The sequence below is a fragment of the Salinisphaera aquimarina genome (assembly GCF_042643355.1).
GTDB classification, from domain to species: Bacteria; Pseudomonadota; Gammaproteobacteria; order Nevskiales; family Salinisphaeraceae; genus Salinisphaera; species Salinisphaera aquimarina.
In genome coordinates, this window is the sequence record NZ_JBHRSS010000006.1 from 29,517 (window position 1) to 43,545 (window position 14,029).

The 14,029-nt window shown below is 62.8% G+C and carries 14 protein-coding genes and 1 pseudogene; 11 read left to right on the plus strand and 4 right to left on the minus strand.

The genetic code is table 11. The features are described 5' to 3' along the window. Positions 1–52: 52 nt before the first annotated feature. The 4 genes from ACFOSU_RS12835 to fadB all read right to left on the minus strand — a co-directional run bounded on the left by ACFOSU_RS12835 (position 53) and on the right by fadB (position 5,215). On the minus strand, positions 53–1,027 hold the full coding sequence (locus tag ACFOSU_RS12835) for an OmpA family protein (protein ID WP_380690236.1): 975 nt from the start codon (positions 1,025–1,027) through the stop codon (positions 53–55). Between the two features lie 288 nt (positions 1,028–1,315). Further along, entirely contained in the window at positions 1,316–1,591 is a 276-nt protein-coding gene (locus ACFOSU_RS12840; RefSeq protein ID WP_380690238.1) for a hypothetical protein, read from the minus strand. A 231-nt stretch (positions 1,592–1,822) separates the two neighbouring features. After that, positions 1,823–2,986 (minus strand): acetyl-CoA C-acyltransferase FadA, encoded by a 1,164-nt coding sequence (fadA, locus tag ACFOSU_RS12845; RefSeq protein ID WP_380690240.1) that lies wholly within the window; start codon positions 2,984–2,986, stop codon positions 1,823–1,825. A gap of 81 nt (positions 2,987–3,067) precedes the next feature. Then, the gene (gene fadB, locus ACFOSU_RS12850) at positions 3,068–5,215 is read right to left on the minus strand and encodes a fatty acid oxidation complex subunit alpha FadB (RefSeq protein WP_380690242.1); all 2,148 of its coding nucleotides are present in this window, start codon (positions 5,213–5,215) and stop codon (positions 3,068–3,070) included. Between the two features lie 257 nt (positions 5,216–5,472). Between fadB and phaP the strand changes: the two genes are divergently transcribed. The 11 genes and pseudogenes from phaP to ACFOSU_RS12905 all read left to right on the plus strand — a co-directional run bounded on the left by phaP (position 5,473) and on the right by ACFOSU_RS12905 (position 14,009). Next, positions 5,473–6,432, plus strand: a complete 960-nt coding sequence (gene phaP / locus ACFOSU_RS12855) for a TIGR01841 family phasin (RefSeq protein WP_380690244.1) — start codon at positions 5,473–5,475, stop codon at positions 6,430–6,432. A gap of 105 nt (positions 6,433–6,537) precedes the next feature. After that, positions 6,538–7,470, plus strand: coding sequence for an ArsR/SmtB family transcription factor (locus ACFOSU_RS12860; protein ID WP_380690246.1), 933 nt, complete (start codon positions 6,538–6,540; stop codon positions 7,468–7,470). A 109-nt stretch (positions 7,471–7,579) separates the two neighbouring features. Then, a complete protein-coding gene (locus ACFOSU_RS12865; RefSeq protein WP_380690248.1) occupies positions 7,580–8,284 on the plus strand; it encodes a TVP38/TMEM64 family protein in 705 nt (234 codons plus the stop codon). Positions 8,285–8,338: 54 nt separating this feature from the next. Beyond that, a complete protein-coding gene (locus ACFOSU_RS12870) occupies positions 8,339–8,842 on the plus strand; it encodes a Na+/H+ antiporter subunit E (RefSeq protein WP_380690250.1) in 504 nt (167 codons plus the stop codon). A 3-nt stretch (positions 8,843–8,845) separates the two neighbouring features. Then, positions 8,846–9,133: a monovalent cation/H+ antiporter complex subunit F gene (locus tag ACFOSU_RS12875; RefSeq protein WP_380690252.1), complete on the plus strand. Its 288-nt coding sequence runs from the start codon at positions 8,846–8,848 to the stop codon at positions 9,131–9,133. 30 nt (positions 9,134–9,163) lie between these two features. Next, the gene (mnhG, locus tag ACFOSU_RS12880; RefSeq protein ID WP_380690254.1) at positions 9,164–9,493 is read left to right on the plus strand and encodes a monovalent cation/H(+) antiporter subunit G; all 330 of its coding nucleotides are present in this window, start codon (positions 9,164–9,166) and stop codon (positions 9,491–9,493) included. Further along, positions 9,490–10,077 carry a DUF4040 domain-containing protein gene (locus tag ACFOSU_RS12885; protein ID WP_380690256.1) on the plus strand — a complete coding sequence of 196 codons (588 nt, stop codon included), beginning with the start codon at positions 9,490–9,492 and terminating at the stop codon, positions 10,075–10,077. The genes mnhG and ACFOSU_RS12885 overlap by 4 nt, the downstream gene beginning before the upstream one ends. Then, positions 10,077–10,508 carry a Na(+)/H(+) antiporter subunit B gene (locus tag ACFOSU_RS12890; RefSeq protein WP_380690258.1) on the plus strand — a complete coding sequence of 144 codons (432 nt, stop codon included), beginning with the start codon at positions 10,077–10,079 and terminating at the stop codon, positions 10,506–10,508. Before ACFOSU_RS12885 ends, ACFOSU_RS12890 begins: the two co-directional genes overlap by 1 nt. Further along, positions 10,505–10,894, plus strand: a pseudogene (locus tag ACFOSU_RS12895) (cation:proton antiporter subunit C); the annotation flags it as partial. The gene ACFOSU_RS12890 and the pseudogene ACFOSU_RS12895, both read left to right, overlap by 4 nt. 167 nt (positions 10,895–11,061) lie before the next feature. Next, the gene (locus ACFOSU_RS12900; protein ID WP_380690260.1) at positions 11,062–12,552 is read left to right on the plus strand and encodes a monovalent cation/H+ antiporter subunit D family protein; all 1,491 of its coding nucleotides are present in this window, start codon (positions 11,062–11,064) and stop codon (positions 12,550–12,552) included. Continuing rightward, positions 12,549–14,009 carry a monovalent cation/H+ antiporter subunit D family protein gene (locus tag ACFOSU_RS12905; protein ID WP_380690262.1) on the plus strand — a complete coding sequence of 487 codons (1,461 nt, stop codon included), beginning with the start codon at positions 12,549–12,551 and terminating at the stop codon, positions 14,007–14,009. The genes ACFOSU_RS12900 and ACFOSU_RS12905 overlap by 4 nt, the downstream gene beginning before the upstream one ends. Positions 14,010–14,029 lie beyond the last annotated feature (20 nt).

The window sequence follows — 14,029 nt, forward strand, 5'->3', positions numbered from 1 at the left end:
CCGCTGCCGCCGGCAGTGCATCAGCAAGAGGCACGCCCGGTCGCCGAGGGCGCTACCACACGACCAGTTCCACGCGCCGGTTCTTGGCCTGGCCGATATCGCTGTCATTGCTTGCCCGTGGCACGGTATAGCCGACGCCCCAGGGTTTGAGACGACTGCGATCCACGTCGTGCTCATCCACCAGCGCGTCGACGACCGCTTTCGCACGCCGGGTCGACAGGTCGATGTTGTAGTCGAACGAACCTCGGCTGTCGGTATGGCCGACCACGAGCAGGCGCAGATCGGGACGATCTGTCAGCAGTTTCGCGATCTCGTTGAGCGTCGGCTTGGATTCCGGCTTGATTTCGGCACTGTCGGTATTGAAGAAGATGCCGTAGAGCGCCACCCGTCCCTTGGTATTGAGTTCCTGACTCATCTGTTCGGCGTTGACCGAAATCGCGCTGATCTCGCGCGGCTTGACGCGCAGGGTATCGACCTGGATCACGACGCCGTCGTCGGTATCGGCGGTCTGGATGCTTGTATAGACATCACCGCCGCTGTCGGTGCGCTGGGCGGCGATATAGTGCTGTGCCGACAGCGGTCGGTCGAACAGACTGCCCGCGGCGCGATAGCCGGGGGATGCGCGCAGGAACGTCGGACCGCAGGCATCGCCTTCGCATTGATAGAGCACATCGAAACCGGCCGTCCCCAGACGCTGCTCGTAGTTGCGCCAGATATCCGTGCCCGGGGTGTCCGTGGAGAGCTGATAGGTGGACTGGGTCAGCGCGCCCTCGACCGTACGAGTGGCCGATATATTGCCGTTGATGCCGCCGCGCTGGGCGATCCGATCGGTGATCAGCGGATAGGTGGCGAAATCCTGGTGGCTGTTGTCGGTTTCCCTTGCGTTGGCGGGCGGGGCGACCGCTGGCCGGAGGGATTGCGGCGCGGTAGCGCCCGCGGCGTCAGTCTGGGCCCAGGCACCGGCCGCGCCCAGCATCAACAACAGACAGACGAACGGCAAAAGCCCCGGAGCAATGCATGATTTCATGAGACCATGCTACCCGAAAATCCTTGTAAACAGGATCGATTCCTGTCTAATTCGTCGAGATGGCAGAAATGTAATGTATATACCGTCCTCGCGAAGGCCCTCGCGGCCCGAAACCGCGAGGACAATCAAAAGACAGGGCAAGCTCCCGTCCCAAGGACACACCATTGCTCACGTAACCGCGGCAAGTTGACGCGTATTCGTGTATCTCCCGACAACGCTTCAGCATTCGGCGTCATCGCAAAAGCCCTGTCACCACCGCCATGATCGGCGTTATCCAGACGTAGCCGCTCAGCCGTCGGGGCGAATGGTTTTTGGTCTTTCGTCGGCCATGATCCTGCCATCCTTGTTCTTGTCCATCATGCCGAATATCTCGTTATAGAACTGTCTGAATTCTTCAGCAGTGATGACGCCGTCAGCGTTCATATCCAGCATATCCATGGTGGACTTATCCATCGTCCGGTCCAGATACTTCTGATAATCCTTGGTCGCCTCTTGCTGTGCCGATGCCGAGAACGCGGCCCCGACCAGAGCACAGGCAATCAGGCTGCTGTGTAACTTGTTCATCTCTAAACCTCGTAGTGAAGACACCCCACCGACCCCAGCGTCACGCCGGGGCGGTCAGATCGTGCGGATTCGGGTTCGAATGAGTTGGTGAACACACCGGCTCGAATCGAATCCCGACCGACAAACACGCTTTATCGTATTTGCCGATCCGAGAGTGTCATGTCGCTGTCTTTCGATCTTCACGAAAGAATCACGACCGCGGCGCCTGCCGCGCACCTATTACGAGCGTGATCAGTTGACGCGTTCGATCACGGTTGCGATGCCCTGCCCCATGCCGATACACATGGTCGCCAGGCCCATCGTGGCATCCTTGTCTTCGAGAATATGTGCCAGCGCACCGGTGATCCGGGCACCCGACGTGCCCAGCGGGTGGCCCAGCGCAATCGCGCCGCCACGCACGTTGATCTGATCCTGGCGATCCTCGATGCCCAGTTCCTTGAGCACGGCCAGGCTCTGAGCGGCAAAGGCTTCGTTGAGTTCGATATATTCAATATCGGCCAACGACACCCCGGCGCGTTCCAGCGCCTTCTTGCTCGCCGGCACCGGCCCGCGGCCCATGATCGACGGATCGCAGCCGGCCACGGCCATGCCGCGGATCCTGGCCATCGGCTTGAGGCCCAGTTTCTTCGCCTTGGCCGCCGACATCACCAGCACCGCCGCCGCACCGTCGGAAATGGCCGACGAGTTGCCGGCCGTAACCGTGCCGCCGCGCGGGTTGAAGGCCGGACGCAGGGCGCCGAGGCTTTCCAGCGTTGCGTCGCCACGCACTACTTCGTCGCGGTTGCACATCATGGCGTGGCCCTTGGCATCGAAACCGCGCACCGGCACGATCTCGTCGTCGAATTCACCGTCGACGTTAGCCTTGTGCGCGCGCTGATGCGAGGCCACGGCAAAGGCATCCTGTGCCTTGCGGTCGATGCCGTGCATGTTGGACAGCATCTCCGCGGTCAGCCCCATCATCGCCGCCGGCTTGGCAACGTACTTGGACAGCGCCGGGGCGATATCGACGTTGTAGTCCATGGGCACATGGCCCATGTGCTCGACCCCGCCGCAGATGAAGATGCCGTCGATGCCGGCCGCGATCTGACCGACCGCGGTATGGATCGACTGCATCGAGGAACCGCACAGGCGGTTCACGGTCTGGCCGGCCACCGCATGCGGCAGACCGGCCAGCAGCGCAGCGTTGCGGCCGATGTTCAGGCCCTGTTCCTTGGTCTGCTGGACACAGCCCCAGATCACGTCCTCGATCGTTTCCGGATCGATGGCGTCGTTGCGCTTGAGCAGCGCCTTCATCAGTTCGGCCGACAGTTCCTCGGCGCGAGTGCTGCGGAACATGCCGCCCTTGGAGCGGCCCATGGCGGTACGGACCGCATCTACAATTACGATGTCTTGCATTGTGTTCTCCGAAGATCGAAAGGCAGGTAGGGATTCACGGGCCGCCGTCGGCGCACCCGCGTGCATTCACGCGCCCTACGACTATCCGTAATAGCGGTCCCCGTTGCGGGCCATCTCACGCATCCGCTCGGTCGGCTCGTAGAGGGTGCCGAAGCGGCTGTATCGATCGGCCTTGTCGCAGACCGCTTTCAAGCCCTGGGCGTCGGCATACTTGAGCGCGCCGCCGCGAAACGGCGGAAAACCCAGCCCCATGATCAGACCCATGTCGACTTCGTTGGGGGTATCGGCGATGCCTTCTTCCAGCGCACGCGAAGCCTCGATGATCATCGGGATCATCATGCGATCGACGATTTCCTCGGCCTCGAAATCCTTCTGGCCCTCGCGCTGAACGGTGGCCACCAGCTCATAGGCCTTGTCGTCGCGCGTCTTGCTCGGCCGGCCCTTCTTGTCTTTTTCATACTTGTAGTAGCCCGAGCCACTCTTCTGGCCCAGACGGTCGTTCTCGACCATCACATGCAGCGACGATTTCGCGTCCTGAGCCATGCGGTCCGGATAGCCTTCCGCCAGCACGTCCTCGACGTGGGCGGATGTATCCATGCCCACCACGTCCGACAGATAGGCGGGGCCCATCGGCCAGCCGAACTTCTCCATGACCTTGTCGACCTTAGCGAAATCGGCACCGTCGGTAATCAGCTGCTGGAAGCCGAAGAAATACGGGAACAGGATGCGGTTGACCAGAAAACCGGGGCAATCGTTGACCACGATCGGGGTCTTGCCCAGCTTGTGGGCAAAATCGACGATGGTGGCGATCGCCTCTTCCGACGACTTCGCGCCCTTGATGACTTCGACCAGCGGCATCTTGTGCACCGGATTGAAGAAGTGCATGCCGAGAAAGTTCTCGGGACGCTTGAGATCAGCCGCCAGAGAATCGATGGAAATACTTGAGGTGTTGGACGCAAGTATCGTTTTTTCCGATACTTTATCTTCCGTTTCGGCGAGAACCGACTTCTTGACCTTCGGGTTCTCGACCACTGCCTCGATCACGGCGTCGACATCGCCGAAATCGCCATAGGTCAGCGTCGGACGGATCCGCGACATGCCTTCGGCCATCTTGCGGCTGTCCATCTTGCCGCGCTCTACACCCTTGGCGAAGTGCTTGGAGGCTTCCTCCAGGCCCTGCTCGATGGCGTCTTCGTTGATGTCCTTCATCAGGATCGGCACGCCCTTGTAGGCCGACTGGTAGGCAATACCGCCGCCCATGATGCCGGCGCCGAGCACCGCCGCCTGTTCGATGTCGTGGGCGATCTTGCCGTATTTCTTGCCCTTCTTCTTGATCAGCTGGTCGTTGAGGAACAGCTGGATCAGCGCGGCGGCTTCAGAGGATTTGGCAAGCTTGATGAAGCCCTCGGTCTCCTGCTTGATGGCCTCGTCGCGTTCCATGCCGGCGGCCACCTGCATGCGCTCGATCGCCTCGATCGGCGCCGGATACATGCCCTTGGTCTTGCCGAGGATGAAGCCCTTCGAGGTTTCGAAGGTCATCGTCGCCTCGATCTTGTTGAGTTTGAGCGGGGCTTTCTTCTCGGCCTTGCGCGCCCGCCAGTCGAATTCGCCCTCGATCGCCTTGGCGAGCAGATCGCGGGCCGCTGCCTCGAGCTCATCGTCTGCGACCACCGCGTCGACCATGCCGGCCTTGAAGGCCGCATCGGCGCCACGCGGGTTACCGTCGGCAATCCACTCGATCGCGTTATCCGCGCCAATCAGACGCGGCGTGCGCACGGTGCCGCCGAAACCCGGATAGATGCCCAGCTTGGTTTCCGGAAAGCCGATCTTCGCGGACTGCGCCATCACCCGGTAATCGGTGGCCAGACACATTTCCAGACCTCCACCCAGGGCGATGCCGTTGATGGCGGTGACACTCGGGAAACCAAGATCCTCGATCGCCGTGAACATGCGGTTGGCATCGGCCATCCACTGCTTCATCTCGTCATCGGAGGCCTTGAAGCGCTCGCCGAATTCCATGATATCGGCCCCCACGATGAACGCCGGCTTGCCGGATTTCACCAGCAGGCCTTTGACATCGGCGGCGTGGCTGAGCGCCTTGGCGGCCTGATTGAGATCGTCGATGGTCGCCTGATCGAACTTGTTGACCGATGCCTCGCGCGCATCAAATGTAAGCACGGCAATGCCATCGGCCACTTCGACCGACAGTTTGGATCCTTCATAAAGCATGGATGGTGACTCCAGGTAATGAACGACTGAGCGCCTGCCGGTGCAGGCGCCTGATGGAAATAACGCGCAGTACGGTAGCGTACTGTCCCGGCTGCCACAATCGGCGCCGACCGCGTAGCCATTGCCTGTACAGACAACGACCGCTTTCGCGGGTTCGCACCGATCGATACCAGCGCGGGTATCGATCGGCATTTTGACAGGCCTCGCACGCCATGCTTATCTACTTCAAGCCTGCAAACAAGCGAGTAGCAAAGCTCATGGCGAAATCAGCCAACCGTATTACCCGATTGCGCAAGGATATCGATCAACTGCGCAAGAACTATACCGGTGCCTTCGCCTCGGCCAACCGTGCCGTCTACGACGGCATCGAGAATCTCGCCGAGCACGAGCTTCACGCGATCAAGACCCATTACGAAGAAGCATTCAAGAATCTCAAGACCCTCAAGAAAGGCGGCGCGCCCCGCGAGCTCGCGGCGCAGCAGCTGGCGATGCTCCAGGAAACCATCGACCGCATCCTCAACAACGCTCGCGAAAGCCTGTCGATTCTGGACGCCACCCGGCGCCAGATCAGCGCTGAAATTCGCGACAACCTTGAAGGCAGTAGCGCGCGCGCCGAAAGCGCGGTCGAGCAGACCCGCAAGACCGGCCGGAAAGTCGGCCAGGAGGTCGGCCAGAAAGCCACGACCCGGGCCAGGCAAGCCGGCAACGACACGGTCGCCGAAGCACAGGACGCTGTCGCCGCAGCGCAGCAGACCGGCGCAGCCGCCGTGGCCAAGACGCGCTCGTCCAGGAGCACGGCAAAGAAACGTGCCCCGAAGAAACCGGCGACCGGGACGGCGAAGAAGACGGCCGCTAGAACAACCGCCAGCCGGTCGGCCACAAAGACGACCGCAAGCACGCGCCGCAAGAGCACGGCCTCCTCGGCAACGCCCGCCAAGAAGGCGACCGCTGCAAAGAAGAAGACCGGCACCACAGCCGGCAAGGCCTCAGCGAACAAGACGGCGAACAAGACGGCGAACAAGACGGCGAACAAGACGGCGAACAAGACGGCGAACAAGACGGCGAACAAGACGGCGAACAAGACCGCGACTAGCAAGGCCGCCGCGACGACCCCGCGCAAGCGCAAGAGCTCGCCAAAAACACCCGCCGCCGGCAGTGCTGCCGGCTCCGCATCGACCGACAGCAGCCAGGCTGGCGACAACAGCGCGGGTAGCTGAGCGCGTATTCCTGTATCTTGAGGCCGCCCCGGAACCGGGCGGCCAGTTCGTATGGGCCGTGTCGGACACACGCTCTTTCCGTAATCGCCCACCGTTTTCATCCGCATGCTCGATCTCGCCGACAGCACTCATCTACTGCGCCTGCTCGCGGAGCCGACTCGCCTGCGGCTGCTGCTGCTGCTGATCGACGAACCGATGACCGTGGCCGAGTTGACCGCGGTCACGCAACTGACGCAGAGCCGCGTATCCAGCCATCTCGCGCGCCTGCGCGAAGCCCAGCTGGTCCAGGACCGCGCGGTGGCGAACGCCAATTTCTATTCGGTGGACGTGAGCAGCTGGCATCACGACCTGCGCCCGATGTGGGGCGCACTCGTCGATCAGCTCGACGACACCCAGGTCCATCGCGATCGCGAACAGGCCGCGGAGATCGTGCGTCGGCGCACCGCGCGCAGCAGCTGGGTCGAGTCGGTCGCCGGCCGGATGGAACGCCAGTATTCGCCAGGCCGGACCTGGGAAGCCATGAGCCGCTCGCTGATCGAGCTGCTGGATCTGGGCGAAGTACTGGATATTGCCTCCGGCGACGGCGTGCTCGCCGAGCTGCTGTGTCGTCGCGCGGCGTCCGTGACCTGCCTCGACCGCAGCCCGGCGGTGATCGAGGCGGCCCGTTCACGCCTGGCCTGTCAAGGCAACGTCGCCTTTGAAATCGGGGACATGCACGCGTTGCCTTTCGCCGATGCCAGTTTTGACCAGGTGTTCTTGCTGCACGCGCTCAGTTATAGTTCCACCCCTGAAAAGGCGCTCTCGGAAGCCGCGCGCGTGCTCCGACCCGGTGGACGGCTCACGCTGGCGACGATCGCACGCCATGATCACGAAGCCACGGTGGCGGCCTATGACCACGTCAATCTGGGATTCGACGTCGCCGACCTGAACCGCTGGCTCACGGCGTCCGGCTTGCACGTACGCGACTGTGCTGAGAGAGCGCGTGAGCCGCAGCCGCCCTATTTCCACCTGATAACCGCCAGTGCGAGCAAACCATGACCACGCCAGACGCACGCGCTATCGCCCCCGTTCGATGCTGCAACACACGTGCGGGAACGCGTCGCGGGTGAGTCAAACTCGCGCGACCCCGAGCCGGCCGACCCGCCGGATGTCAAGACTGATCGCCGGCGCCATATGGTTTGCGCTGATGATCGCGGCGCTGATCTGGATCTATGTTCAGGGGCTGTCGATCCGCGAGATCATGCGGTTCGTCTACGACTACGTGGTCGACAACCCGATTGCGCCGGTGATCTATATCGTCATCTACGGGCTGCGCTCGTTCACGTTCTTCCCCGCCATGTGGCTCACGGTTGCTGCGGGCAGTCTGTTCGGCTTCGTGCCCGGGCTGATCTTTGCGCTGATCGGAGAAAATCTGTCGGCGAACACCGCTTATGCACTGGCGCGCTTCTTTCGTCGCGACGGCGACGCCAAGGAAGCCAGCAACCCCAGGATCGCGGCGTTCCGGCGGCTGCTCGTGGAGCAGGCATTTCCGACCACCGTGGTGTTGCGGGCCTCGTTCCTGCCCTTCGATCTGGTCAACTATGCCTGTGGCCTGCTGCGCGTGCCCTGGGTGCCCTATAGCCTGGCCAGTCTGGTCGGCATGCTGCCGCCGATGATCACGTTCGTGAGCTTCGGCGCGACGGTGAATCTGCCGGATCTGCTCAGTCAGGACAATTTCTCGCCCGAGCAACTGATCGACAGCAAACAGCTGATGATCTCCGGCGGATTGCTCGTCGCCAGCGCGGTAATTGCCTTTTTTGCCCATCGTCGGCGCAAGAAACTCGCAGACACCGCTTCACAGCGCATGAATTGACGCGCTCTTGCGGGCTTTGTAGCCTGCTTAAGTATCTATAATTCGGGGGAACGAATGCGCTATCTGCTGGGGCTGATCGTCGGTCTGGCCGCGCTGTGGCTGTTGCTGTCGGGCCACTATTCCCCGCTGCTGCTGGGTCTGGGCGGCCTGTCCTGCCTGTTCACCGCGTATATCTGTCATCGCATGCGCTTGATCGACGCCGAGACCGTGCCCCTGCACATGCTCCATCGCCTGCCCGGCTACCTGTTTTGGCTTGGCCTCGAGATTGCCAAATCCAACTGGGACGTGGCCCAGCGTATTCTGCGTCCGGGTCGGCATATCTCGCCGACCATGATCACGCTTCGCGCCCGCCAGCAGAGCCAGCTCGGGCAGGTGATCTTCGCCAATTCCATCACCCTGACCCCCGGCACGGTGACCGTCGGGCTGCGCGGCGGCGTCGCCGAAGTACACGCCCTGACCGAAGACAACGCCCGCGACATGGAAGGCGGGGAAATGGACAAGCGCGTCCGCGCGCTGGAATCGGGCGGCGCCTCGTCCGCCACCGCCGAAAGGACATAGCGCATGTTTTTTGCCGCGATCATCGGTGTGGCCGTCACCATGCTGCTCCTGCTCATCCGTGCGCTGCTGGGCCCTTCGGCCTATGACCGCATCCTGGCCATCAATCTGTTCGGCACCAAGACCGTGCTGTTCGTGGCGGTGCTCGGCTTTCTCAACGGGCGACCGGAGTTCCTCGATCTTGGCCTGATCTATGCGTTGATCAACTTCATTGGCACCATCGCGGTACTCAAATTCATGCAGTACGGCGATCTCGGCTGGGATGAAGCCAGCAAGGACGAGCCGGATGTCTGATCGAGTGCACCAAGACACGACGGAACAGGCATGACCCTTGTCATCGACATACTCAGTTGGGCGTTGCTGCTCGGCGGCGCGGTGTTCGGCATCATCGGCGGCATCGGTATTCTGCGGATGCCCGATTTCTATACCCGCATGCACGCCGCGTCGATCACCGATACCGCCGGCATGACGCTGATGATGGCGGGTCTCATCCTGCAGTCCGGCTTCACGCTGGTCACCGCCAAGCTGGTCTTCATCATGGTTTTCCTGATGATCACCAGCCCGACCGCCACGCATGCGCTGGCACGCGCGGCGCTGCACGACGGCGTCGAGCCGCTGCTCGATCACGACAAGCGCGAAGGCGGCGGCTCATGACAACCGATATCGTGCTCAACGTCCTGCTGCTGGTGTTTCTGGTGATCACCGGCCTGGCGATCGCGCGCCTGCGCAATCTGTTCCCGGTGGCCATGCTCACCGGCCTGTACAGCCTGCTGTCGGCGAGCCTGTTCACGCTGCTCGACGCCGTCGACGTAGCCCTGACCGAGGCCGCCGTCGGTGCGGGCGTGACCACCGTTCTGTTTCTGGCCACTTTCGGCCTCACCCGCGCCCGCGAAAAAGAGGTGCCCACCTCGCGCGCCGTCATCGGCCTGGTCGTGACCAGCCTGACCGGCGCGGTGCTGATCTATGCCAGTCTCGACATGCCGCACTTCGGCGCCGCCGATACGCCGGTCCAGAATCATCCCCTGCGCGAACGCTATCTGGAGACCGTCAAGACCGAAATCGACGTGCCCAACACCGTCACCGCAGTACTCGGCAGCTATCGTGGCTACGACACGCTCGGCGAAGTCACCGTCATTCTTACCGCCGGCATCGGCGTGCTGATGCTGCTCGGCGTGAGCCGCCGCCGCAAGGACCATAGCCGTCACGACGGCCAAAGCGACAAGAAGGATCGCTCCTGATGCGCGAGCACACCATTCTGCGCGTGATCACTAAGATCCTGATCGCGCCGATCATCATCTTTGCCCTGTACGTGCAGTTTCACGGCGATTACAGCCCGGGCGGCGGCTTCCAGGCCGGGGTGATCTTCGCCGCGGCGATCATTCTCTATGCCCTGATCTTCGGCCTGGCCGAGGCGCGCCGCGCGGTGCCGCCCGGCCTGCTGCGCGTGACCGGGGCGCTGGGCGTGCTCACCTATGCCGGCACCGGCGTGGCCTGTCTGCTCAACGGCGGCAATTTCCTCGACTACGACTATCTCGCCCATAACGCCATTCACGGCCAGCACTACGGCCTGTTGCTGGTCGAATTCGGTGTGGGCATGACCGTGGTGTCGGTGATCACGTCGATCTTCTATGTGTTCGCCGGACGCGGGCGCCGCGGAGACGGCGCATGAGCCCTGCCACACTCGTCGACAGCTTTTTCGGGCTGTTCAACTACTGGATCGTGATCGCGCTGATGATGATCGGTTTCTATACCGTCATCGCCCACGACAATCTGGTGAAGAAACTCATCGGTTTGAACCTGTTCCAGACCTCGGTGTTCATCTTCTATATCAGCATGGGCAAGATCACTGGCTCCACCGCGCCGATTCTCATCCACGGCGCCGCCGGCGATCAGGCGCTCTACGCGCATCCGCTGCCGCATGTGCTGATTCTGACCGCGATCGTGGTGGGCGTGTCGACCACGGCGCTGGGGCTGGCGCTGGTGGTACGTATCCACGAGGCCTACGGCAGCATCGAGGAAGACGACGTACTGGCCGCCGATTTCGAAACCCGGGACGCGGAAGCGCAGACCGAGGAGCAGCGCAGCGAACGCGCGAAAGCGCGTCTGCAGGCCCGGGCGCGCGACGACTACGACGACGGCCATGAAGAGCACGAGCCGGATTCGAACAAGGCCGATAGGAACGACGACGCCGACGACGCGCGAGCGTCGAAGGGACCGCCGCGATGATCACACACTTCTTCACCCAGATGCCGGCGCTGGTGATCGTCCTGCCGTTGCTGGCCGCGCCGCTGTGCGTGCTGTTTCATCGTGGCGCGCTGGCCTGGTTCATCTACCTGATCACCAGTTGGGCCTGCTTCGGGATCGCCTTCCTGCTGTATGTGCAGGTCAAGGTCGGCGGGCCGATCAGTTATGCCATGGGTGGCTGGGCGCCGCCGTTCGGCATCGAACTGCGTCTGGACGGGCTCAGCTCGATCGTGCTGCTGCTGGTCACCGGCATGGCCTCGATCAGCGCCATTTATGCCCGCGCCAGCGTGATCGCCGAGATCGCGCGCGAGCGCGCCTATCTGTTCTATGCCGGCATGCTGCTGTGTTTCTGTGGCCTGCTCGGCATCACGATCACCGGCGATGCCTTCAATCTGTTCGTGTTTCTGGAGATCTCGTCGCTGTCGTCCTACGGACTGATCGCCATGGGCCCCAAGCGTCGCGCCCTGCTGTCGGCGTTCCAGTATCTGATCATGGGCACCATCGGCGGCACCTTTCTGCTGATCGGCATCGGTTTTCTCTACATGATGACCGGCAGCCTCAATATGGCGGATATCGCCAGCCGCCTGCCCGACGTGGCGCATACGCGTACCGTCGAGGCCGGGCTGGCATTTATCGTGGTCGGCGCCAGCCTCAAGCTGGCCCTGTTTCCGCTGCATGTGTGGCTACCCAACGCCTATACCTATGCGCCCTCCAGCGTGAGCGTGTTCATCTCCGCGACCGCGACCAAGGTGGCGGTCTATGCGCTGATGCGTTTCCTGTTCACGGTATTCGGCGCCGCCTATGTGTTCGGCGAATTGCCGGTGGGCAGGATTCTGATCCTGCTGTCGGTCGTTGCCATGCTGTCGGGCTCGATGGCCGCCATCTTCCAGACCGACGTCAAGCGCATGCTGGCCTGGTCGAGCATCGCCCAGATCGGCTATATCGTGATGGGTTTCGCGCTGGCCAGCGTGGCCGGCATTACCGCCTCGATCGTGCATATCGTCAATCACGGCGTCATCAAGGGCGCGCTGTTCATGGCCGCGGGCGCGCTGTTCTGGCGCATGCGCGCGATCTCGATCAATGATATCGCCGGCCTGGGTCGTTGCATGCCCTGGACCTCGGCGGCGTTCGTGGCCGCCGGCCTGAGCCTGATCGGCGTGCCAGCCACCGCCGGCTTCATCAGCAAATGGGTGCTGCTGCAGGCCGTACTCGAGAACGATCACTACTGGCTCGCCGCGGCAATCCTCGTGAGCTCGCTCATGGCGCTGGTCTATATCGGACGCGTAGTCGAGTCGCTGTATTTTCGCGAAGCGCCGGAGCATCGGCCGACGCCGGGCGAGGCGCCGCTGTCCATGATCGCCGCGACCTGGACGCTGGTGCTGGTCAATGTCGCCCTCGGCCTCTACGCCGCGCCGCTCATCGACGCGGCCCACCGGGCCGCGACCGCGCTGCTGGGAGCGCAATCATGAGTGCGCTCTGGCTGGGCCTGCTGGTCGCGCTGCCTACGGTGATGAGTCTCGCCGTCGCCGCCACCGGTCGCTGGCCGAATCTGCGCGAGGGCATCAGCGTCGCCACCGCCATCGCGCTGTTTCTCGGCGTGGCATCGTTCATCGGCCCGGTCACCGACGGCCTGCGACCGACCCTGACCCTGTTCGAGATTCTGCCGGGCCTGGGGCTGACCTTCACCCTCGAGCCGATCGGCCTGCTGTTCGCACTGGTGGCCTCCAGTCTGTGGTCACTGACCACGGTCTATGCCGCCGGCTACATGCGCGGCAACAACGAGCATGCACAGACCCGATTCTTCGTCTGCTTCGCGATATCGATCTCGGCGGCCATCGGTATCGCCTTCTCCGGCAATCTGCTGACCCTGTTCCTCTTCTACGAGATGCTCACGCTGTCGACCTATCCGCTGGTCACCCACCACGGCGATGTCGAATCGCGCAACAGCGGGCGCGTCTATCTGGGTATCCTGCTGACCACGTCAATCGGCTTCTTTCTGCCGGCCATCGTGGTCACCTATCTGCTCACCGGGAGCATCACCTTCACCGACGGTGGCCTGATGAGCGGCGCCGGTCTGGGCGTGGTCGGCGCAGCGGTGCTGTATGCGCTGTTTCTCTACGGCACCGGCAAGGCCGCGCTGATGCCGTTTCATCGCTGGCTGCCCGCGGCGATGGTGGCGCCGACGCCGGTTTCGGCACTGCTGCACGCGGTCGCGGTGGTCAAGGCGGGCGTGTTCATCGTGCTCAAGCTCACGGTGTACGTATTCGGGGTGGATTTTCTCGCCCACAGCGGTGCCGCCGAGCCGATGATGTGGATCGCCGCGATCACGATTCTCGCCGCCTCCCTGATCGCGATGACGCGCGACAATCTCAAGGCGCGGCTGGCCTATTCCACGGTCAGCCAGTTGTCTTACATCGTGCTCGGCGCGACCATGGCGTCGAGTCTGGGCATCCTGGGCGGTTCGATGCATATCGCCATGCACGCCTTTGCCAAGATCACGCTGTTCTTCTGTGCCGGCGCAATCTACACGGCCAGTCATCGCAAGAACGTCAGCGACCTGGACGGCCTGGGCTATGCCATGCCGGTCACGTTCTCGGCCTTCTTCATCGCCTCGCTGTCGCTGATCGGTATTCCGCCGATGGGCGGCACCTGGAGCAAGTGGTATCTCATGGAAGGCGCGGCCAGCAGCGGACATACCGTGCTGATCTGCGTACTGGCGATCAGCTCCCTGCTCAATATCGTGTATCTGCTGGAGATTCCCACGCGCGCGTTCTTCCACAACCCGCGCCCGGATACCCCGCGACACTGGGCCGAGGCGCCGTGGGCCTGCGTGATACCGCTTTCGATTACCGCGGCCGCCTGCATCCTGTGGTTCATCTATCCGTTGCCGTTCCTGGAATTGCTCGCGCCCTGGGCACCGCGATGAAACAGGCCAACGAGGACTCT

What these genes read in the sequence shown, in the direction of transcription:
- ACFOSU_RS12835 (WP_380690236.1), bottom strand. Translation starts at nt 1,027, where the DNA reads ATGAAATCATGCATTGCTCCGGGGCTTTTGCCGTTCGTCTGTCTGTTG.
- ACFOSU_RS12840 (WP_380690238.1), bottom strand. Translation starts at nt 1,591, where the DNA reads ATGAACAAGTTACACAGCAGCCTGATTGCCTGTGCTCTGGTCGGGGCC.
- fadA (WP_380690240.1), bottom strand. Translation starts at nt 2,986, where the DNA reads ATGCAAGACATCGTAATTGTAGATGCGGTCCGTACCGCCATGGGCCGC.
- fadB (WP_380690242.1), bottom strand. Translation starts at nt 5,215, where the DNA reads ATGCTTTATGAAGGATCCAAACTGTCGGTCGAAGTGGCCGATGGCATT.
- phaP (WP_380690244.1), top strand. Translation starts at nt 5,473, where the DNA reads ATGGCGAAATCAGCCAACCGTATTACCCGATTGCGCAAGGATATCGAT.
- ACFOSU_RS12860 (WP_380690246.1), top strand. Translation starts at nt 6,538, where the DNA reads ATGCTCGATCTCGCCGACAGCACTCATCTACTGCGCCTGCTCGCGGAG.
- ACFOSU_RS12865 (WP_380690248.1), top strand. Translation starts at nt 7,580, where the DNA reads ATGTCAAGACTGATCGCCGGCGCCATATGGTTTGCGCTGATGATCGCG.
- ACFOSU_RS12870 (WP_380690250.1), top strand. Translation starts at nt 8,339, where the DNA reads ATGCGCTATCTGCTGGGGCTGATCGTCGGTCTGGCCGCGCTGTGGCTG.
- ACFOSU_RS12875 (WP_380690252.1), top strand. Translation starts at nt 8,846, where the DNA reads ATGTTTTTTGCCGCGATCATCGGTGTGGCCGTCACCATGCTGCTCCTG.
- mnhG (WP_380690254.1), top strand. Translation starts at nt 9,164, where the DNA reads ATGACCCTTGTCATCGACATACTCAGTTGGGCGTTGCTGCTCGGCGGC.
- ACFOSU_RS12885 (WP_380690256.1), top strand. Translation starts at nt 9,490, where the DNA reads ATGACAACCGATATCGTGCTCAACGTCCTGCTGCTGGTGTTTCTGGTG.
- ACFOSU_RS12890 (WP_380690258.1), top strand. Translation starts at nt 10,077, where the DNA reads ATGCGCGAGCACACCATTCTGCGCGTGATCACTAAGATCCTGATCGCG.
- ACFOSU_RS12900 (WP_380690260.1), top strand. Translation starts at nt 11,062, where the DNA reads ATGATCACACACTTCTTCACCCAGATGCCGGCGCTGGTGATCGTCCTG.
- ACFOSU_RS12905 (WP_380690262.1), top strand. Translation starts at nt 12,549, where the DNA reads ATGAGTGCGCTCTGGCTGGGCCTGCTGGTCGCGCTGCCTACGGTGATG.